Here is a 20390-nt window from a genome sequence, read left to right on the forward strand (position 1 = left end):
TGAATAATCACAAGTATACATCTTCTTGCACGCGAACCTTGTCACCCCACCTCTCGATGAACCAATTTTTATCCTCAGTGTGTACGGGTAAAATGATATCTGGGTTGAGTGAATCGATGAGGTTCTCTAAATCTTTTGCGGAAAGATGACCTGAAGCATGAAATTCTTTGGTGAAGACCAACTCTTCATCGTTGAGGATCAGCCCAAAAGGCTTTATTCCAAATTTGGCGAACCAATTTCTAAGCCTTTTGTAATCCATTTGTTGCTCTTCTGTGTAAGCTTCGCTGGTGGAATGGATGTAGATTGAACCGTTGAGTGCCTCCTCGTCTACATCGAGTATCTGTGACATGTCGAAGTATCCAGCCGCGAGTACATACCTCTGTGGATCTCGATTCAACTCTTTTGGTCCAACCAGTAAATCATTAGCTCTAGCGAAAAGGATCGCATCCTTTTCGAGTTTTGAAAGTTCAACTTTAGCCACATGATAAACACGCACACCTTGTAACTCTTCGCTTGAAAGTTTCCACGTACTTTCGATCTCTCCCATCAATCTCAGATAAGCGAAATCCTTAGGTGGAAGCACTAACACTCTGTCACATTCCTGCGCCACTTTTAAAAAGGTCATGAGTCTCTCTAAATGTTTGGTTGGAAAGTCCGCTATCACCAGCTTTCTCGCTTTTGAGGTTACTTCCAAGGTGTTTTCATAGACTGTACGTTCGTCGTTCACAGAATCGTTCTCTCGATTGACTCTGGTTCCCTCCACTATGAGAACCATAGGTTTGCTTTTGAGACTTCTAAGTCGCCTGACTTCTTCAACGAATTTTTCTGTCCTTTGAGAAAGTGCCAACCTTCTCTCGCCAAGTTTTTCAATCCAAAATTCTTTTTCTTCGCGTGCAGGACTAGCTCTCAAATCACCAGTATAGATCAGCAGAATATCGTCAACTTCCACGCACAGTGCAGCAGCACCGAGTACCGAATGGTAAACTGGTAAGACCATCATGAACCAAGGCCAACATTGTGATGATTCTATGAAGTCGAAATTTTCTTCAGAAAAACTCACCGAATTTTGGAGACATATTTTCCTTTTCTTCTTCTTTTTATCAGGAATGAGTACGTCTTCTCGTATGTGCTCATCGTTCGATGGCGCTCTTGTTTTTATCGCTAACTGTTCCCACACGAAGGGTCTCAATTGATCGGCGACGTTCAACAAAGCAAAGGTTTCACTGGTCATCACTAGCGGAATATGCTCGTGAATCAGTCCCACAAAGCCCGAATGATCTGAGTGGGCATGGCTCAAGAAAGTGAATTTGATTTTTTCTTTGCTTTCAAATCTGGGTGGGAGCAAGTCCGTTCTGTATATGTCCATCTTGGGGATGAGATCGAGTTTGAGCAGGTCTTGAAGAATTTTTCCAGATCTGGGTTTCAGATACTCTTCAAAGTAGCAAGACCAACGTTTGAAGTTCAAACCAAAATCGAGTAGAAAACTTTCACCGCTTTCTGAGCTAATCAATATCTTGTTCCCTCCAATGCAATCATGTCCATCCAGTAATTTTATGCGCATTCTAGAACCTCCCAATCTATGAAATTTTAACATTTCGAACCTTTCAGCTGATTTTATGGTTTAATAGAATGAATATGAAAACAATCGGAACAAGGTAGTTGAATTTTCGTGAGGTGGACAGTCAAGCAAGTTGATCAAAATGAGTTGAACAAGCTTGTCGAATCTTTGAATATCAGTGGTTTTTTGGCAAGATTGTTGATAAACCGTGGGATCAAAGAACCAGAAGAAGCTCTAAAGTTTTTGAATCCATCGAAAGAGGATTTGCACGATCCATTTCTCCTTAAGGATATGACCACGGCTGTTGATATACTTGTGCGTGCTAGAAATACTGGAAAAATGGTTCTGGTCTATGGTGATTACGATGTGGACGGAATCACCGGTGCTGTCGTGCTCAAAGAATTTCTCCAAAACAACGGATGGAACGTTTCACACTACATTCCAAAGCGTATGGATGAAGGTTATGGGCTTCAGCCCGGAGTGCTCGAGCATTTCAGAAGGGAAGGCGCAGGGGTGCTCCTAACCGTTGATTGCGGTGTTACAGCTGTTGATGCTGTACGACTCGCTAAGACGATGGGGTACGACGTTGTCATCACAGACCATCACGAAACCGGAGAGGTTCTTCCCGCTGGTGATGCCATATTGGATCCAAAAAGGAAGGATGATGAATATCCGTTTAAAGATCTTGCAGGAGTTGGTGTGGCGTTCAAATTGATCAGCGCAATAGCATCGCGCCTGAGGATGAATCAGGAAGAAGTCTTGAAGTATCTGGATCTAGTGGCACTTGGAACGATTGCTGATATGGTCAAACTGATAGATGAGAACCGTTTCATAGTTAAAGAAGGTCTTGAAAGAATGAAGAGGACTGACCGACCGGGCCTCGCAATGTTACTCTCGAGACTTCAAATAAGTGAGCCAGATTCGAGGGACATAGGATTTCGTGTCGCCCCAAAAATCAATGCGGCTGGTAGACTGGATGCAGCGCATGATGCTTTCGATCTCTTGACAACACGGGATTACAACTTGGTTGTTCAGTTGATTGACCTTTTGTTCGAATACAACGCTACTAGGCAAGAAATCGAAGCACAGATATTTGAAAATGCGGTAGAGCAAATAGAGCGTGGAAAGCTTGATAAGCGATCGATCATCGTTGTGAGAGGTAGAGAATGGCATGTAGGTGTTATTGGCATCGTTGCAGCGCGTTTGTGTCACAGGTACAACAAACCCGTGATAGTCATATCCGAAGGACCAGATGGTGCTAGAGCTTCGGCCCGAAGTGTACCTGGTGTGAACTTGATAGATGTTCTTCAACCGTTCTTAGAATATTTCGAGGAATTTGGAGGTCATTCTTTAGCTGTCGGTTTCAGCTTGAATTCTGAAACTGTAGACTATTTCATCGAAGCACTCAGAAATTATGATATCCCTCAAGACGACCGGGCAACGAGTCTTGAAGTTGATGCCGTACTGAAATTGGAAGAAATCGATGAAGATTTGGTGAATGAACTTCGAAAACTTGAGCCTTTCGGTCATGGAAATCCGGAACCGCTATTTCTATGTGAGAACGTGAAAGTTGAAACCGTTAAACTCTTTGGGCAGAATCAATCCAATGTGAAACTGATTATGAGTTCGAACGGAAAAAAGTTTGAAGCAACCGGTTTCGGTATAGGTCATCTGTTTGGAACAAATTTCTATGAGCCGATGAAGATGAACATGGTCTTCACATTGCGAGGTAAAATATCCAACTTGTACGTGGTGGATGCCGAGATAAATGAGAGTGCTCTCTCTTCAGATTATGTAACCTATCAAGAACCCGAATTGAAGCACAGATTGAGCCATTTAGAAGAAATTATACCTGACCCTTTGACTGGAAATTTGCTGGTTTTGGACCTGCGCTTCAGAAACGCATTTTTCTACTGGTTGTTCACGGTGAGTAGAAAAAAATGTGCTGTGATCTCAATGAACAACATTCTCTCGATGCAGTTATATTACACTCTATTGAGGTATATCGATCGCCCGATAGACTACCTCAATTCATTGAACTTCCAGCCGAAGACCAACCACGCTTTCATGACTTTGAGTTACTTCCTGGCCAATTTGAATGACGCAATGAAGAGATACGACCTGTTCGTCATAAATGAACTGGCCTTGCTGGGAGAATTCCGCACGGAAGAGCAAGTGACATCCCTTTTCAATGTGGTTAGTACGATGCCGGAACGTTTCTTAGCCATCAGTGTTAAGCGTCCTGATTGGCTTTATGATCTCGCAGCTGCCTTGAATCTGGTACCAGTTTATGAAAGAGTGTGCAAGCCGACTTATGGATTGATCGATGCACCCGGTCAGCTCGATACCTTTTTGAACGACACCAGTTGCGTTTTGTTCTCCAATAGCAAAAACCTAGCTGAGTTTTACAAAAAGTGTTCGATTTTGGGCCAGAATGTGGTCGTTTACTCACACAGCATGAAAATTGGTCAAAAGTTATCTGTTCTGAATTTCCTCAAAAAGAAGAAACCAAAACTTTTGCTCAGCTCTACCAACACTGACGGGCTTCCCAACATTTTAGGAGAGGAAGCCCAGATCATCATGGCTGACAGCCCTTTGACGCTCTTTGAGATCTTAGATGCTGTACCATTTGAAGGTACATTTCAACTGTTGAGCTTGAATTTCACTGAATCAGATGTGAGCAAAAGAAAGCACGAAATAGAAGAACTTTTTCCAAACTTAGAGTTCGTTGGTAACTTACTGCACGAAATGGGTCGATCGATGCGAGTCGATGAATTTCTGGATGTACTCGTGGTCAATGGTTATGCGAGAAACAGATCTTACGCCAAGATCCTCTTGCATATATTCAAAGAACTTGGAGCACGTGAAGTAGAAGGGAAACTGGATTTATCATTCGTTGACGTATCTCGAACCTCACTCAGGTTGAGCGAGGGAGAGTTAGAGAGACAATACTTTGAGAGGTTTGTTGAAAACTTCCTTGCACAGCGGGCGAAAGGGATCTACAGAGCTCTTTCAAACCCGCGGGTCGTGATATGAAAATCGTTGCCGTAGACTACGGTGAGAAAAAGTGTGGTGTCGCGATTGGAGAGAGAGTGCCATCGGAAGCCTTCACCGTTGATAGGGTAAAATTGCTCGAGTTTCTGCGACAATGCGATGCACATATCATCGTGGTTGGAATTCCTTTCTCCATGACTGGTAGGTATTCAAGACAGACTTTCGAGTGTGTTGGCTTTGCTGAAAAGCTCATGAAGAAGTTACGGAAAGAAGTTTTCTTGGTGGATGAGAGACTCTCAAGCAAGATGTTTCGAAATAGGGAACACGTGGACAGTCTCAGCGCCGTTGAAATATTCGAAAGGTTTGTCTCGAAAGGTTCGGGTATCTATTCACTCAAAAAACCACAGTTGTTACCAGAAGGACTCGTCGAGGAAGTGACAAAACTGTTTGGTAAATTGCTGATCGCTGATTTGTCGGATGTCAGACTCTGTCGAAAGAACTGTGTGGTCCTTCAAAAAGAACCATATTACGCTTATCTGTTTTACAAAAAAGGTTGCCACGTCGAACGAGACGAACGTTTCTTGGAAGACTTTGCACCGTTTGATATCATTGTTACATGGAAAGAAACTGTCGAACTTAAGAAGTTTTTGAGTCCAAATGGAAAGATAGTGTGCCTGTAGCTCAAATGGATAGAGCGCTGGACTCCGGATCCAGAGGTTGCGGGTTCGACTCCCGCCAGGCACGCCAGAAATGTCTTCTATATTGGAGGTGTGATCTTTGCCTAAAGGTGATCTGGGTATAGATCTTGGAACAGCGAGTTTCATAGTTTACCAGCGTGGAAAAGGTATAGTCATATTCGAGCCTTCAGTTGTTGCAATATCTGAAAAAACCGGTGAAATTGTGGCCATCGGTGAGGAAGCCAAAAAGATGCTCGGTAAGACTCCGGAGTCTTACAAGGCTGTGAAACCTATGAAAGATGGTGTGATAGCCGACTACAAAGTCATCGAAGCTGTGATCAAAGAGTTCATTAACAGAACTGTGAAAAAGTCTTTCTTCTTTAAACCTGAACTTGTGATAGGTATCCCCACCAAGGCCACGAGTGTCGAACGAAGGGCGGTTTTTGAAGCGGCACTGAACGCTGGCGCAAGACAAGTACACGTTGTGACCGAACCTATCGCCGCAGCTATAGGTGCAGGGATTGACGTTATGAAGTCTGAAGGCAGCATGATCGTTGATATAGGTGGTGGTACAACAGACATAGCTGTCATGAGTCTTGGAGGTGTTGTGGTTGGAGATTCGATCAAGCTTGCAGGCAACGCCATGGATGAAGCGATTGTTAAATTCGTTCGCAGGAAACACGGCTTGGTCGTTGGCGAACCCACGGCAGAACAGGTGAAGATCAAAATAGGAAAAGTCCACCCGAGCTTAGAAACATATCAAATGGAGATCAAAGGAAGGGATGCTGTGACTGGCTTGCCGAGAACGGACATAATAACGAGTGATGATGTAATGGAAACTTTGAAGCCTCTCGTTGAAACCTTAATTGGAAGAATAAAGATGGTGCTCGAAAAAACTCCACCTGAACTCGCAGCGGACATCATAGAGCGTGGCATCGTACTTACGGGAGGCGGGGCACTCTTGAGGGGGCTCGACAAGTTGATGAGCGAAGAGCTCGGCGTCAGAACCATCATAGCTGAGGATCCTATTACGTGTGTAGCGAGAGGAACGGGCGTACTACTTGAAGATCCTTTGCTTCTCAAAGCCGTCGCAGTGTCCTACGCGAGGTGATCGAATGGTAAGGGCTATCTACACTGCGGCGATGGGAATGCTGTCCGACGCTTTCAAACTCGATTCAACAGCGAACAATTTAGCCAACGTCGATACGGCAGGTTATAAAAAAGACATACCCACGTTCAGTGCGTACCAGGAGCGTTCAGTATACCTATCGAGTGATAGGAAAACGCCTATAGGAACTTTACCATACAGTTGCGTGGTAGACAGGGTCTATATTGATCCCAGTGAAGGTGCCCTTCTCTACACGGCGAATCCACTCGACCTCGCAATAGTTGGAAGCGGTTATTTCGCCGTTCAAAGGCAGAATGAGGTTTTCTACACTCGTGCCGGTAACTTCAAGCTCGATCCTGAAGGTTACATTGTTAACGCCGATGGCCTGAGATTGCTCGATGTGAACGCTCAACCGATCGTTTTTCAACACGGTTATTCTATCGACGAAGAGGGATTCGTGAGAGATGGTGCTGGCAATACGGTCACGAGAATCGCTGTTTACAGTTTCGAATCGGAACGGGACTTGAGGAAATACGGTTACACGCTTTTCTCACCAACGGAAGAGAGTGGTCCCCCTGTGGCTGCGAACAACTTTAGGATTCTTTCCGGCCACGTCGAACTATCAAACGTGAATGCTGTGACGGAAATGGTCAAGATGATAGAACTTCAGAGACATTTTGAGATCACACAAAAGGTAGTACTAGCGGAAGATGAAATGTTTGCCAAGTTGTTCTCACAAGTTGCAACGCTAAGGTGATGGAGGTGTGAACCATGATGATTTCCTTATATTCCGCAGCGACAGGAATGTGGGCCCAACAGTACAAACTTGATACGGTTTCGAACAATCTCGCAAATGTTGATACTACGAGCTATAAAAAGCTCAGAGCTGAGTTTCAAGATTTGGTCTATCAGTACTACAAGAACGCTGGTACACCCACAGCTCAGAATTCCATCATCCCAACTGGTATATATGTCGGTCATGGAGTGAGACTGAGCGCTACAACTAGGATATTCACCATTGGAAACATGGAACATACGGGCAACGCGTTGGATTTAGCCATCGCGGGGGATGGATTCTTTCAAATACAACTTCAAGACGGTAGGATCGCATATACGCGTGATGGTAGTTTCAAGATCGACAGTGAAGGCAGAATCGTGACGGCGAATGGTTTGACTTTGGTCCCAAACATCGTTGTCCCTAACGATGCTGTCGCAATAAACGTATCACCTGATGGTATCGTTTCTGCTGAGATGCAAGATGGTACAGTCCAAAACCTTGGAACGATTGTTCTGGTTCGCTTCGTCAATCCCGCCGGATTGAAAGCCATAGGGGACAATTTGTACGTTCAGACTGTTGCCTCCGGTGAACCGATCGAAGGGACGCCGAATCAAGATGGCTTCGGTGCGATACAGCAAGGTTACCTTGAAAAATCCAACGTCGACGTTGTGAAAGAGATGGTGGACATGATCATCGCTCAGCGCGCGTATGAATTGAATGCAAGAACGATCCAAACAGCCGATGATATGCTACGAACAGTTTCCACACTGAAACGTTGATGACCTCGAAGTAGCTTGAATGTAGTTAGCCGCATCGATCTAGTACAAGAATTCAACTTGCTTGAGTCTCAATCTGTGGTTTTGTACCCTTCGTTCATAATATTTGCCACTGTCGTTCGTAAAGTTCTGCCGAGCTATACTGCTCGGTTTTTTGTAAATTTTGGAACTCTCCCTCTCCTTGGTAAAATCTTCATGGCATGCAAGGCTACGGAGGTGGTTCAATGTACGATGCCTTAGTTATTGGAGCAGGTCCAGGAGGATACGTTGCGGCGATAAAGCTTGCCCAGCGAGGTAAGCATGTTGCGGTTGTTGAAAGGTCACACCTCGGTGGCACTTGTACCAACTGGGGTTGCATCCCCACCAAGGCCATGTTGACATCTGCTCATTTGTATAAGAGCATGGTTGAGAAAGCTGCCGAGCTAGGAGTTTCGGCAGAAAGGGTTGTACCTGATTTTTCGAAGATCAAGAGCCACATGAACAAGTCGGTGGTGGCATCCAGGAAAGGCATAGAGTACCTTTTCAAAAAAAACGGAGTCGAATTGATTCTTGGAGATGCGATCGTTGAATCTCCGAATTCAGTCTCAGTCGCAGGCAAAAAGATCGAGGCCAGGCATCTCGTGATAGCGACTGGTTCCGTACCTATCCTCTTTCCACCGTTCAACGAGGTGGCTGGGATTTGGACGAGCGATGATGTGTTCAAAATGGATCGACTCCCCGAGAGTGTCCTGATAGTCGGTGGTGGTGTGATCGGTGTTGAATTGGCGACATTTTTTTCAAGTTTGAATGTGAAGGTAGTTTTGGTGGAACTACTCGAGCACATCCTTCCAAACGAAGATGTGGATGCTGCACAGATTGTTGCAAGATCTCTCAAAAGGAAAGGTGTTGAAATATACGAATCTTCCAAATTGATTTCGATTCAACCGGTTGAGAATGGCTATAGATCCGTCATTGAGACGAGAGAAGGTCAATTGGAGAAAAGGACTGAAAAGATCATCGTCGCAGTGGGAAGAAAGCCGAACGTCACAGAGGACATAAAAGTTCTGGGTGTAGCCATAGAAAGAGGTATCAAAACGGATGCAACGATGCGGACGAATATACCAAATGTCTATGCTGTAGGTGACATCAGAGGTCAAATCATGCTCGCACACGTCGCCATGTACGAAGCGATCGTAGCTGCCAAGAACATCTGTGGAGAGGCAATAGAGATGGATTATTCAGCTGTACCGAACGTGATATTCACCGATCCTGAAGTGGCGAGCGTCGGTGTTAAACAAAAAGATGTTGATCCATCAGCTGTGAAGGTTTTTTCCTTCCCCATAACGGCTAACGGCCGTGCCAGGACCATGTTGGAGAGAGAAGGTTTCGCCAAGTTCATAGCTGATGCCAGGACGGGAAAAATCCTCGGTGCCACTGTGGTTGGTCCGTACGCAACGGAGCTCATCATGGAAGCAGCCATTGCAGTTAAACATGGTTTAACGGCGGAACAGCTTGAAGAAGTTATCCACCCACACCCAACGTTGAGTGAAATGATGCTCGGTGCGATTGAAGGTATTGTTGAAAAGCCCATACATCTGTAACGGGGAGGATGAAAAGTTGAAGCGCATATTTGAGCATCCCATACTCAAGAGGAAATCGACAAAAGTCATAAAGTTTTATTTTGAGGGAAGAGAGCTGCAGGCGTTGGAAGGTGAAACTATCGCATCGGCATTGATCGCGAACGGCATCGATATCTTTGGAGAAACGGAACGAGGTAAACCTAGAGGTTTTTTCTGTGCCATAGGTAAATGTTCTTCGTGTCTCATGATCGTGAACGGTGAACCAAACGTTAGAGTGTGCATAACACCGGTGATGGAAGGTATGAAGGTCCAAAGGCAGTTCGGACGGAGTGAGATCGTATGGTGAAGGTGCAGTTGCTCGTTGTCGGTGGAGGACCCGCAGGGCTCTGTGGAGCTATAGAGGCATCAAAAAGAGGTGTTGAGACTCTCGTTGTAGACGAAGGCGTGGAACTCGGTGGACAATTAGTAAAGCAAACTCACAAATTCTTCGGTCATGAGGGATTCTTCGCTTCCGTGAGAGGTTTTGAAATCGCGAAACGGTTGAAATCTCAATTGAATGATCGTGTGAAAGTGATGCTCGAAACCACAGTGACTGGCATATATGAGGACGTCGTGGTGTTGTACGATCGTCGAAACGATGTGGTCATTGAAGTACAGCCCCAATACATTTTGCTGGCAACCGGAGCTTCCGAAAGATTCGTACAGTTCGAGAACAATCATCTACCGGGTGTCTACGGAGCTGGAGCCGTTCAAACGCTCATGAACCAATTTTTAGTGCTACCGGCTAAAAGGTTTCTCATGGTTGGATCTGGAAATATAGGGCTCATAGTCTCTTATCAGTTGCTTCAAGCTGGTGCTGAGGTCGCTGCAATCGTTGAGATAGCAGATAAAGTCGGTGGCTATGATGTACATCTGAGGAAAGTCAAAAGGTTCGATGTTCCAGTTTTACTCAGGCACACCATCAAAAAGGCGATCGGTGAAGATAGGGTCAGCGGTGCTGTCGTAGTTCAAGTGGATGAAGATTTCAAGCCGATAGAAGGAACAGAAAAGGAATTCGCAGTCGATGCGATTTGTATCGCTACAGGTCTTGTGCCGTCGATCGAACTCGCTGCGATGGCTGGTGTGAAGATCGAGTACGTAGCAGAACTGGGAGGGTTTGTACCTTACAGAGATCGAAACATGAGAACGAACGTGAAAAACATCTTTATCGCTGGCGATATTGCAGGTATTGAAGAAGCTACGACGGCTATGATAGAAGGACGCATAGCGGGCCTCACGATCGCTCAGGACTTGTCGGGGAAAGATCTTTCTGGGGAGATAGAGTCCCTTCAAAAAGAACTCGTTGAATTCAGATCTGGTCCATTCTCGGAGAAGGTGCGAAAAGGTCTTTCGAAGTTTTTACCCCAGTTCGTGGTCACATATTCAAACCAACCGCAACTCGACACGGGTCCAGTTGGTAAGCTTAGACCGATCATAGAATGTTTCGAAAATATTCCTTGCAATCCCTGTCAAACATCGTGTCCCACTGGTGCCATAGAAGTACCGGGTAACATAAACAGTTTGCCGAGGATCGATTATAGTAAATGCACTGGTTGCGGTGTGTGTGTTTCGAAATGCCCTGGCCTCGCGATCTTCATGGTGAAGGAGAATATCGAGCCAGGATATGACTTAGTTGTCATACCCTATGAAATGTTGCCTGTACCGAAAGAAGGTCAGAAGGTGCTGGGACTGAACAGGGATGGGAAAAAGGTTTGTGAAGCATTTGTCATGAAAGTTTTACGTTTCGCAGACATGACCAACTTGGTTTATCTCAAAGTGCCAGCCGGTTTTGCCTCGCATGTGAGGAATTTCCGACAGTTCAAAGAGGAAGACGTATATGTGTGTAAGTGTGAGGAGATCACCTTGAAAGAAATCGAGAAGGCTATAGAGGAGGGTTTCACAGACTATGAAGAACTGAGGCGGTATCTACGTGTTGGGATGGGCATGTGCGGTGGAAGAACGTGCAGACCGGCTGTTTTGTCCATCCTTTCCAGGAAGTTGGGCAAATCACCTGTAGAATTGTTGAAGGGTCATTTCAGGCCGCCCGTGATGCCAACCAAATTCGAGTCGATCCTGAGGGGTGGATCGGATGAAGAATGAATTCAAAGTTGCCATCATCGGAGCTGGAATAGTCGGCAGTTCAATTGCATATCATCTCGCCAAGTTCGGAGAGAGCGATGTTGTTGTGTTTGAGAAAGGTTACATAAGCTCTGGTTCCACTGGTAGATGTGCTGGTGGTATCAGACAACAATGGAGCTCACCGAACAACGTGTTACTCGCCATGAGAAGTGTCAAACTCTTCGAGAAGATGAGCGAAGAAACCGGCGTAGACATTGAATACAAGCAAGGTGGTTATCTCGTACTCTCTTACGACGAGAACGAAGCCAAGCAATTCGAGGAGAATGTAAAAATGCAAAGGACACTTGGACTGAACGTTGAGCTACTTTCGCCCCAACAAGTGAAGAGGCGTTTCGAATATGTGAATGTGAATGGAGTCTTACTCGCTACTTTTTGCCAGACCGATGGTCACGCCAATCCCCACCTTGCGAACTTTGCTTATGCTCGTTCAGCGAGAAAGCTTGGCGTAACGATCCTCACCCACACAGCGGTTCTCGGTATCGAGGTGGGAACATCTTGGTTCATACTCCACACAGACAGGGGTAAGTTCAAAGCGAAGATAGTCGTGAACGCAGCCGGTGACTATTCTGGTCAAGTTGCCGCAATGGTTGGTTTGAATCTTCCTGTGGAGAGTTATAGACACCAGATTTTGGTTACTGAACCCGTGAAGAACTTCGTCGATCCGATGCTCATAAGTTTCTCGGGTAACTTCTACGTCAGACAAACTAAGCACGGTCAGTTCATCATGGGTCAAGGCGATAAAGACGAAAGGGCTGGTTTGAACTACAACGTAACGTTCAAATTTGAAAAAGACTTGGCACTGAAAATGTGTCGTTTGCTTCCGTTCATGCGGAAGCTCAGGATAGTGAGGCACTGGTCTGGGCATTACAACATGTCTCCTGATGCTCAGCCGATCCTCGGTGAATCACTACAACTGACTAATTTTTACTATGCGGTGGGTTTCAGTGGACACGGTTTCATGTTAGCTCCTGCGGTCGGCGAAGCGTTGGCAGAGAAAATACTCTTCGGTAGGACTAAGCATGTCGATATATCGAGTTTGAACGTGGACAGGTTTGAAAAGTTAACCGTCAAGGAAATGAACGTGGTGTGATGGCTATGAAAAAATTCGTTGCCGTGTGTCTTTGGCTCTCGTTGGGTGTTGCAGTGAGTTATCTACTTTCACTGGGTCCAGATTGGCTCGAGTTACTCGTGCTTCCCGAACATTTCGTTACAGCGCTCAGCACGCTCTGTCATGGTTTTTCTACCGCTGTACTGATTGCGATCTTTTTGCCGAACCTCAGTTACCTTGCACTCAGATCGTTCGATCCAAAGTTGTTACCGCTTTTCATGCTCGAATTGATCCTTCTTTCTTTGTTTTTGTCTCTTTTTACAAAAAGAAAAGGTTTGAGAAGATCTATCTTTTTTTCGTTCGTCATGTCTTGGACGACTTTGCGATTTGTTGAGCACATATTTACCTTTACTTTAGAATGGCGCAAGTTGTTCTTGTTTTCGATAGCTTTGGTTTTGAATATCATATTGCTACCTGAGGTTAAAAAACTTCTGGTAAAATCGAGTGAACCTGAAAGGAGGTAGTGTGGATGAACATAATCTACAGTGCGGCACCAGGTGCGACTGCACCGAGTGGAACCACCACAACCACAGGCTCGGGCTGGAGCTTCATCTTCCTTCTGGTCATGCTCTTCGCGATGTTCTACTTCCTCATTATCCTGCCCCAGAGAAGGAGAGAAAAACAGTTCCAGCAGATGATTTCTCAGTTGAAACGCGGTGATACCGTTATAACGGTCGGTGGTATCGTTGGAAAAGTCATTGATATCAAAAAAGATACAGTGAAGATCAAGACGGCGATGACCACTGAGCTTGAGGTGACCAAGCGGGCCATAGCTTCCGTGTTCAGAGAAAAGGAAGAGGAGCAGAAGGAAGAAGAGAAACAAGACTGAGAAGGAGGCTTGTGATATGAAAGCAGAACGCGTGAGACTCGTCGTAGTGCTCGCTGTGTTCGTGTTGGCAGTGGTAGCTTTGCTCTGGCCTAGCCCAGACCAGAATTATAAAGGTCTGGCAAAATTGTTTCAGCGCGTTCGACTCGGTTTGGACATAAGGGGTGGAGCGAGGTTAGAGTACAGGGTCGATGTCGAACCTGGTGTCGAGAATCCAAGTCAAGTGGTGGACGACGTTTGGACCGTGCTGAGGAACAGACTCGATTCTGCGGGTTACACTGAGGCAACTTTGAGAAAAAGTTTCAGGGAGAATCATTCGTTCATCGTCGTTGAAATACCTGCAGCTACCGATACGACGAGCGCTGAAAAGTTGCTCGGTTCGATCGGTGTCATGTACTTTGGTCAAGTGCTCGATGAGAGTGCAATTGATCCTTCCACGGATCCGAGGTTGATGGATCTGGCACGCATCAAGAGAGCTCAGTGGTTACCTTCGCGGGATGGAAAAGTTTGGTATCTGGTCAGACAAGAGATTATGTTGGTGAAGGATCTAAAGCTGGTTTCTCCACGCATAGTCACGGCTAGCCCCGTACCAGAAACACGTGTGGGGCGATTTGGATACAAAGTCACATTCGAGCTGTCGAGCAAAGATGCAGAGGTGTTCAAGCGAATCACACAACAGTTAGTTGTTCCGGAGTCTGCGGTGGGTACCGCTCCATCTCGAGAAAAGAGACTCGCCATAGTGCTGGACGACGTCGTTCAATTTGCAGGTTACGTCATCTCGGTCATACCAGACGGCAAGGCAGAGATCACGGGAAACTTCTCGCTCGAAGAAGCCCAGCAACTTGCCGCGATACTCAGGAGTGGCGCGTTGCCAGCCAGACTGGAAAAAGTGTCTGCTGGATGGGTTGCGCCGTTGTTGGGATCAGATATCGTTCGAACTTCACTCATGGCAGGTGTAATAGGCCTCATTCTGGTCATGATCTACATGGTTATCTTCTATGGCGTGCAAGGTGTGGTGGCAGACATCGCCCTTGTCTACAACACAATCCTTTTGTTTGGTGTTTTGGCGGCAACCCGTTCTATCCTCACGTTACCGGGTATCGCAGGTATTCTCTTCACGATAGGTACCACTGTGGATGGGAACATCATCATCGCTGAAAGAATAAAGGAGGAGCTCAAAGCTGGCAAGTCCGTCAAGGCGGCCATCATGGCGGGGTTCGATAGGAGCTTTTTCACGTTGTTCGATGCTAACCTCACCACGATCATCGCTGGTTTGGTGCTCTACTATTTTGGCACAGGTACTGTGAAAGGTTTCGCAACAACCCTTATCATTGGTGTCATAGGTAGCTTCTTCGTGAACATGGTCTTGTCCAGGTTGCTCACCGACGCGTTTCACTCCCTCATACGTATCCCTAAAGCTGCGGAAAGGGGAGTAGAGTCATGAAAAAGATCAATGTTGTGAATAAAAGATATCTGTGGCTCGGAGTTGCGGCATTCTTTGTCGCTCTATCGTTGGTTTTCATTTTCACCCGTGGTTTCAATTTCGGTGTAGAGTTCATCGGCGGTAGTGAGATCCTCGTGCGCACTGAAGGAAACATGATCGAACAAGACTTGCGCCAAGCATTGATTGAGATTTCAAATGACTTTGCTGGTGCGCGAGTCACGAGGGTCAGATCGGCTGGAGATCCTGCCGGCGTTGTGAAATTCTCCGTGACGGTTCCAAAGACCTTCGGTGTCGACGAAAAGCAAAAAATTGTGAATGAATTGGAGAAGAAACTGACCGTGAAAGGTTTCAAAGCTGAAGTGGTCTCCTTCAACGAAACGGGGGGTACTGCCGCTGAGGAAATCAGAAGACTCACCTGGCGTGCGATCTTGATCACCCTGGTTGCCATTCTGGCTTACATAACGTTGCGTTTCAATTTTGTGTTCGGCGTTGGAGCGATCGCGGCACTCGTGCATGATGTCCTCGTTACGCTGGGATTCTTCTCGATGTTCCGATACGAGATCAACGTTCCTGCAGTTGCTGCATTGTTGACGCTCATAGGTTACTCTCTGAACAACACCATAGTTGTTTACGACAGGGTCAGAGAAAACATGAAAAAGTTCAAAGGTAAAGATATCCCAACGTTGATAGACGAGAGTATAAATCAAGTTCTCACAAGAACTTTGAACACTTCCTTGACGACGTTCATCGTCGTGTTCGTCTTACTGCTTTTCGCCGGAAACACGATCAAACCCTTCGCCTTTGGACTGAGCGTTGGAGTTATAGTGGGAACGTACTCATCGCTCTTCGTAGCGGTCCCCTTGGTGTTGAGGTGGATAAAATACAGATGAACCCCCAGCCTCACTGGGGGTTCTTTCACAGTTCGAGTGAGCTGAGATCTCCAACGATGAATTTCATCGCTTTGGGGAGTTTCCCGTTTTGACTGATCTTCACGCCTTTACCTATCAGGGAAGAGTCTATCCGCGATGAAAGATTACTCAACTTACTCTCGTCCATGAGTATGGAATTTTCAACTTCACAATTTTCTAAGATCACTTCGTTACCGATCGAGGTGTATGGTCCAACGTAAGAGTTCATTATCTTGCAATTTTCACCGATCACAACTGGTCCCCTTATCAAAGAATTTGCGACGATGGATCCTCTGCTGATGCGCACTCTTCCCTGGATAACCGTCGTTTCATCGATTTTTCCAAAGCACTCGTCTTCGCGTATGGCGTCGAGTATACGCCTGTTGGCTTCCAAAAGATCTTCCGGTTTTCCTGTATCTTTCCACCAACCTTGTATGATGTGTGCTTTGACAGTGTATCCTTTTTGAATCAAATAGCCTATCGCGTCCGTGATTTCCAATTCTCCTCTCCAAGATGGTTTAATGTTTTCAATCGCTTCGAAAACGCCAGATCTGAAGAGATATACTCCTACAATCGCCAGGTCACTCTTTGGTTCTTTTGGTTTTTCCTCAACGTGTACTATCCTTCCGTTTTCGAGGATCGCAACACCGTAAGCCCTCGGATCCTTCACACGTGCGAGCAGAATGTAGCTATCCACACACTCGGATTCGAAGAGCGATACAACGCTCGAGATGTCTTCGAACACGAGGTTGTCACCGAGCACCAACAAGAATGGCTCATCTTTCAAAAAATTCCTCGCTATGTACACAGCGTGAGCTATACCTTTAGGTTGTGGTTGCACAATATATTCAATTTTCATGTTCAAATGTGAACCATCTTTCAGTGTTTCTCTGAACAAATTCTCGTTTTCAGGGCTCACGACGATGCCTATCTCGTTCACACCGGCTTTCTTCATAAACTCGAGTGTGTACAAAATGATCGGTTTGTTTGCAACAGGGATGAGATGTTTTGCTGTTGTGTACGTGAGAGGTCTCAATCTGGTACCTTTTCCAGCGCAGAGTACAAGGCCTTTCATCCAAACATCCCCCTTTCGAGTTCATCGAATGAACGAACATCTTTTGTTTCAAAAGCAATTATAGTTGACATCACAACTGGTTGTTAAGTTATAATTTTGTTGGTTATAATTTTGTTGGTAGTGTGGCTTGGAGAGTTGGAGAAAGGCCATGCCTTTTCGGGCGTGGCCTTATTCTTTGTGAGGGGGTGTTTCTCGTGCGAAGGGGTTTACTCTTCTTGTTGGTCTCACTCGCGCTGATCTTCGTAGGAAGTCTCATCGCTCACTTGGTGCAAACAGACTTCGGACGTGTGCAGGTGAAAGAGGTTAGGATCGCAAACAAGGATGGTAGGATTCTCAGCGCTCTGCTGTTCATCCCAAAGGGCGTGAGCAGTGAGAAACCTGCACCTGCAGTTCTTACGATGCATGGTTATATCAACTCAAGGGAAACACAGAGTGGTTTCAACATCGAATTCGCGCGTAGGGGTTACGTGGTACTCGCGATGGATATGGCGGGGCATGGCTATTCCGAACAAGTCAAAGGAGGCCTTGCGAATCCCGCTCGCGGTGCGGACGACGGTTTACTTTATCTTGCGAGCTTACCGTTCGTCGACAAGAACAACATCGCCGTTGAGGGACATTCAATGGGTGGATGGTCCACGTTGAGCGCCGCCGGTAAATATCCAGATCTTGTTAAAACGGTCATTTTGGTGGGATCTTCTTCCGAGACTTACGGTGCACCAAAAGTGATCGCTGAAACGAAGTTCAATTTTGCTGTGATTTTCAGTAAGTACGATGAATTCAGCAGGTTGATGTGGGGTGTAGAAAAAGCTAAAGATATCGTCAAAACGCAGAAACTCAAACTTGCCTTTGGTACACAGGAAGATGTGGTCCCTGGAAAGCTCTACGGTAGCTTCGAAAATGAATCGGCGAGGAAACTTTACATACCGAACTGTACGCATCCAGGTGATCATTTATCAACGGAAGCTATAGGTAATGCAATCGAATTCCTTCAAGATTCCATCAAGCCACCTAAATACATCGATCCGAAGAATCAAATCTGGCCATGGAAGGAATTCGGCACACTCCTAGCGTTGATCGGAGCCATCATGTTTTTACTCAGTTATGGCGCCTGTCTGTTGAACATGAATTACTTCTCTTCTCTCGTCTATAAGCCTGCTGTTTTCAGTTCAAAGAGCAAAGTACTGAGTACGATAACCTGGTTCGTTGGATTTTTCCTCGTTACTGCGATACCTGCATTCACGTTCTTCAAATTCCAGCAACCTGGTGGAAAGACGCCAACATCGAATGCCTTTTGGCCACAGGCTTTGACGATAGGTTTTGCCCGGTGGGCGACGTTCAACGCACTGATCGCCATAGCTCTGTTCATCGTCTGGCACTTCGTCTATCACAGAAGAATCGGCGGTAACTTGGTCACTTACGGTCTTGCTACGAACATTGAGAAACCAAAGTTCAGGTTGACCAATCTGTGGAAAGCTTTTGCTCTATCGGTCTGCGTGGTGTTCGCAACCCACATCGTTCTTTCCATAGTTTACTGGGCGTTCAAAGTGGATTTTCGCTGGTGGGTTATCGCGCTCAAACCGATGGACTTCGCTCGGTTCTGGATATTCATCAAATTCTTACCACCGTTTGCATTGTTTGCTTTCGTGAATTCCTTGGTGTTGAACGGACAACTCAAAGCCAAGGAATTCAAAAACGAAGCGGTTACCACCACCGTTTGGATGTTCTCCTCTGCCCTTGCGAACTGCCTTGGGATAGCTATTCTCGTTGCTCTGCAGGTTGGAAAGCTTCTCACGACGGAAACACTGTACTTTCCAACCCAGCCACTGTTGGGAATTGTGGCCTATCAATTCGTTTTCTTGACAGCCGTGGCTGGGATGATATCCTCATTCTTCTATCGCAGAACAGGAAGCATTTACGTCGGTGCGTTCGTCAATGCATTGTTTGTCACTTGGTACATAGTGGCTGGACAAGCCATACAGTTCGCAGGTTAAATCAGTTTTTGTGTGAGATCCGGGCGTGCCGTGTGGAGGCACGCCTTTTTGCTTTTTCGATATACGTAACATACTCAATTGTGCATTTGATATAATAAATCTGAACTGCCCCTCAGGAGGTGAAAGTATGAAGAGGTTGTTATTTTTGGTGGCCGCCCTTGTTTGCATCGTAGTGATCGCTGGTGAAGTTTCGATCTGGAGCTGGAGGAGTCAGGACGCCGAGGTTTGGAAACAGGTGGAACAGGAACTCAGAAAGATGGGTAAAGACATCAAGATCAACTTCATGGCCATCACACCGACGGAGTACGACGCAAAAATCGCTGTGGCGCTGCAAACTGGTACTGGTCCAGACATTGTCTATTCCAGAAGGTTACCCGGTGGTCGAACTCAGACGATGATCGAGAACAAGCTGTATCTACCCGTCGATGAGTACGTAGACTTTTCAAATTTCTCTGAAACGATCCTCAAATCTGTGACTTATCAAGGTAAGAAGTACGGTGTGCCGTTCGCTGTGCAGGTGGTTGGGATATTCTACAACAAGGAATATTTTGACAAATTCAAGCTCAAAGAACCCGAGACTTGGGACGAACTCGTCGAAATCGCAAAAACTCTGAAAAAGAACGGTATAACACCATTCTTCATCCCTGGCAAAGAAGCTTGGACATTGACGATGCAACATGCGATGTGTGGAGTCAGTGTACTTGGACCTGAGTGGATCAAGAAACTCATCGACGGTGAAACGGACTTTTTGGATCCCAAGTTCACAGATTTGAACCGAAGGCTCAACGAATTGAAGGTCTATTATCAGGATGGATTTCTTGCGAACGCCACCACCGATATGGACGCAGCTTTTGCCTTTGGCCAAGCAGCCATGGTTTTCTATGGAATTTGGGGATATCAGAACTGGAGGAATTTGAACCCAGACATCAAAGTTGGATACTTCATGGTACCACCCCTTTCGAAGGATCGAAAACCTTACGCTTACGTTTATATGGATGGTGCAATAACGCTCACATCCAACGTGAAGAATCTACAAGATTCCATCGAGATACTCCGCTTCTGCGCAACACCGAAATTCGGCACCATCTTTACTAACATCACCCTCAACATTCCTGCTGTCTCTGGAGCACAACTGCCGAGAGATCCTCTGTTCGAAGAAGTCATGGAGGTTTATCAGAAGCACGCATCTCCTCACGTGTACTGGGTTGGTTCTGTGTTCGTCACTCAAAAACCTTCGCTTTACGATGACGTTCTGAGCCCTGGTATGCAGGAAATGTACGCTGGCAAGATCACTCCTGAAGATCTCTCCAAGAAGGCTCAAGAAGCCATATCCCAGTGGTATGAGCCACTCAAAAAGAGGCTCGGAAAGTGAACGTGAACGCCCCAGCCGTAAGGCTGGGGTTTTCTTGA

General features: G+C 46.0%; 17 protein-coding genes and 1 tRNA gene. 16 read left to right on the forward strand and 2 right to left on the reverse strand.

Going from position 1 to position 20390, the window contains the following annotated elements:
- Positions 1-7 precede the first annotated feature (7 nt).
- Entirely contained in the window at positions 8-1561 is a 1554-nt protein-coding gene (locus NZ875_01525) for a ribonuclease J (protein ID MCS7174418.1), read from the reverse strand.
- Positions 1562-1669: 108 nt separating this feature from the next.
- Here NZ875_01525 and recJ point away from each other — a divergent pair, with 108 nt between their 5' ends.
- From recJ to secF, 14 genes are all read left to right on the forward strand, one after another.
- Complete coding sequence (gene recJ / locus NZ875_01530) at positions 1670-4594, forward strand: single-stranded-DNA-specific exonuclease RecJ (GenBank protein ID MCS7174419.1); 2925 nt, start codon at positions 1670-1672, stop codon at positions 4592-4594.
- Positions 4591-5232, forward strand: a complete 642-nt coding sequence (locus NZ875_01535) for a RuvX/YqgF family protein (protein ID MCS7174420.1) — start codon at positions 4591-4593, stop codon at positions 5230-5232. Before recJ ends, NZ875_01535 begins: the two co-directional genes overlap by 4 nt.
- Positions 5223-5299 (forward strand) — tRNA-Arg (locus NZ875_01540). Before NZ875_01535 ends, NZ875_01540 begins: the two co-directional genes overlap by 10 nt.
- Positions 5300-5329: 30 nt before the next feature.
- A complete protein-coding gene (locus NZ875_01545) occupies positions 5330-6340 on the forward strand; it encodes a rod shape-determining protein (protein MCS7174421.1) in 1011 nt (336 codons plus the stop codon).
- 4 nt (positions 6341-6344) lie between these two features.
- A complete protein-coding gene (flgF, locus tag NZ875_01550; GenBank protein ID MCS7174422.1) occupies positions 6345-7094 on the forward strand; it encodes a flagellar basal-body rod protein FlgF in 750 nt (249 codons plus the stop codon).
- Between the two features lie 14 nt (positions 7095-7108).
- Complete coding sequence (gene flgG, locus NZ875_01555) at positions 7109-7894, forward strand: flagellar basal-body rod protein FlgG (GenBank protein ID MCS7174423.1); 786 nt, start codon at positions 7109-7111, stop codon at positions 7892-7894.
- 221 nt (positions 7895-8115) lie between these two features.
- Entirely contained in the window at positions 8116-9471 is a 1356-nt protein-coding gene (lpdA, locus tag NZ875_01560) for a dihydrolipoyl dehydrogenase (protein MCS7174424.1), read from the forward strand.
- Positions 9472-9487: 16 nt separating this feature from the next.
- Positions 9488-9796, forward strand: a complete 309-nt coding sequence (locus tag NZ875_01565; protein ID MCS7174425.1) for a (2Fe-2S)-binding protein — start codon at positions 9488-9490, stop codon at positions 9794-9796.
- Positions 9790-11589 (forward strand): FAD-dependent oxidoreductase, encoded by a 1800-nt coding sequence (locus NZ875_01570; GenBank protein ID MCS7174426.1) that lies wholly within the window; start codon positions 9790-9792, stop codon positions 11587-11589. Before NZ875_01565 ends, NZ875_01570 begins: the two co-directional genes overlap by 7 nt.
- Positions 11579-12718: an FAD-binding oxidoreductase gene (locus NZ875_01575; GenBank protein ID MCS7174427.1), complete on the forward strand. Its 1140-nt coding sequence runs from the start codon at positions 11579-11581 to the stop codon at positions 12716-12718. The genes NZ875_01570 and NZ875_01575 overlap by 11 nt, the downstream gene beginning before the upstream one ends.
- Before the next feature lie 5 nt (positions 12719-12723).
- Complete coding sequence (locus tag NZ875_01580; protein MCS7174428.1) at positions 12724-13200, forward strand: hypothetical protein; 477 nt, start codon at positions 12724-12726, stop codon at positions 13198-13200.
- 5 nt (positions 13201-13205) lie between these two features.
- Positions 13206-13565 carry a preprotein translocase subunit YajC gene (gene yajC, locus NZ875_01585; protein ID MCS7174429.1) on the forward strand — a complete coding sequence of 120 codons (360 nt, stop codon included), beginning with the start codon at positions 13206-13208 and terminating at the stop codon, positions 13563-13565.
- 16 nt (positions 13566-13581) lie between these two features.
- Positions 13582-15006, forward strand: coding sequence for a protein translocase subunit SecD (secD, locus tag NZ875_01590; GenBank protein MCS7174430.1), 1425 nt, complete (start codon positions 13582-13584; stop codon positions 15004-15006).
- Positions 15003-15896: a protein translocase subunit SecF gene (secF, locus tag NZ875_01595; protein MCS7174431.1), complete on the forward strand. Its 894-nt coding sequence runs from the start codon at positions 15003-15005 to the stop codon at positions 15894-15896. The genes secD and secF overlap by 4 nt, the downstream gene beginning before the upstream one ends.
- A gap of 25 nt (positions 15897-15921) precedes the next feature.
- Here the strand turns inward: secF and NZ875_01600 are convergent, their stop codons facing one another.
- Positions 15922-16989 (reverse strand): glucose-1-phosphate thymidylyltransferase, encoded by a 1068-nt coding sequence (locus tag NZ875_01600; protein ID MCS7174432.1) that lies wholly within the window; start codon positions 16987-16989, stop codon positions 15922-15924.
- Between the two features lie 194 nt (positions 16990-17183).
- Here NZ875_01600 and NZ875_01605 point away from each other — a divergent pair, with 194 nt between their 5' ends.
- Complete coding sequence (locus NZ875_01605) at positions 17184-18980, forward strand: alpha/beta fold hydrolase (GenBank protein ID MCS7174433.1); 1797 nt, start codon at positions 17184-17186, stop codon at positions 18978-18980.
- A gap of 127 nt (positions 18981-19107) precedes the next feature.
- Complete coding sequence (locus tag NZ875_01610; protein MCS7174434.1) at positions 19108-20352, forward strand: extracellular solute-binding protein; 1245 nt, start codon at positions 19108-19110, stop codon at positions 20350-20352.
- Positions 20353-20390: the final 38 nt, after the last annotated feature.

The organism is Pseudothermotoga sp. (genome assembly GCA_025060105.1).
In the GTDB taxonomy this organism is placed as follows: Bacteria; Thermotogota; Thermotogae; order Thermotogales; family DSM-5069; genus Pseudothermotoga_A.

What these genes read in the sequence shown, in the direction of transcription:
- NZ875_01600 (MCS7174432.1), bottom strand. Translation starts at nt 16,989, where the DNA reads ATGAAAGGCCTTGTACTCTGCGCTGGAAAAGGTACCAGATTGAGACCT.
- secD (MCS7174430.1), top strand. Translation starts at nt 13,582, where the DNA reads ATGAAAGCAGAACGCGTGAGACTCGTCGTAGTGCTCGCTGTGTTCGTG.
- NZ875_01575 (MCS7174427.1), top strand. Translation starts at nt 11,579, where the DNA reads ATGAAGAATGAATTCAAAGTTGCCATCATCGGAGCTGGAATAGTCGGC.
- NZ875_01610 (MCS7174434.1), top strand. Translation starts at nt 19,108, where the DNA reads ATGAAGAGGTTGTTATTTTTGGTGGCCGCCCTTGTTTGCATCGTAGTG.
- flgF (MCS7174422.1), top strand. Translation starts at nt 6,345, where the DNA reads ATGGTAAGGGCTATCTACACTGCGGCGATGGGAATGCTGTCCGACGCT.
- lpdA (MCS7174424.1), top strand. Translation starts at nt 8,116, where the DNA reads ATGTACGATGCCTTAGTTATTGGAGCAGGTCCAGGAGGATACGTTGCG.
- NZ875_01525 (MCS7174418.1), bottom strand. Translation starts at nt 1,561, where the DNA reads ATGCGCATAAAATTACTGGATGGACATGATTGCATTGGAGGGAACAAG.
- NZ875_01535 (MCS7174420.1), top strand. Translation starts at nt 4,591, where the DNA reads ATGAAAATCGTTGCCGTAGACTACGGTGAGAAAAAGTGTGGTGTCGCG.
- NZ875_01580 (MCS7174428.1), top strand. Translation starts at nt 12,724, where the DNA reads ATGAAAAAATTCGTTGCCGTGTGTCTTTGGCTCTCGTTGGGTGTTGCA.
- flgG (MCS7174423.1), top strand. Translation starts at nt 7,109, where the DNA reads ATGATGATTTCCTTATATTCCGCAGCGACAGGAATGTGGGCCCAACAG.
- NZ875_01570 (MCS7174426.1), top strand. Translation starts at nt 9,790, where the DNA reads ATGGTGAAGGTGCAGTTGCTCGTTGTCGGTGGAGGACCCGCAGGGCTC.
- secF (MCS7174431.1), top strand. Translation starts at nt 15,003, where the DNA reads ATGAAAAAGATCAATGTTGTGAATAAAAGATATCTGTGGCTCGGAGTT.
- yajC (MCS7174429.1), top strand. Translation starts at nt 13,206, where the DNA reads ATGAACATAATCTACAGTGCGGCACCAGGTGCGACTGCACCGAGTGGA.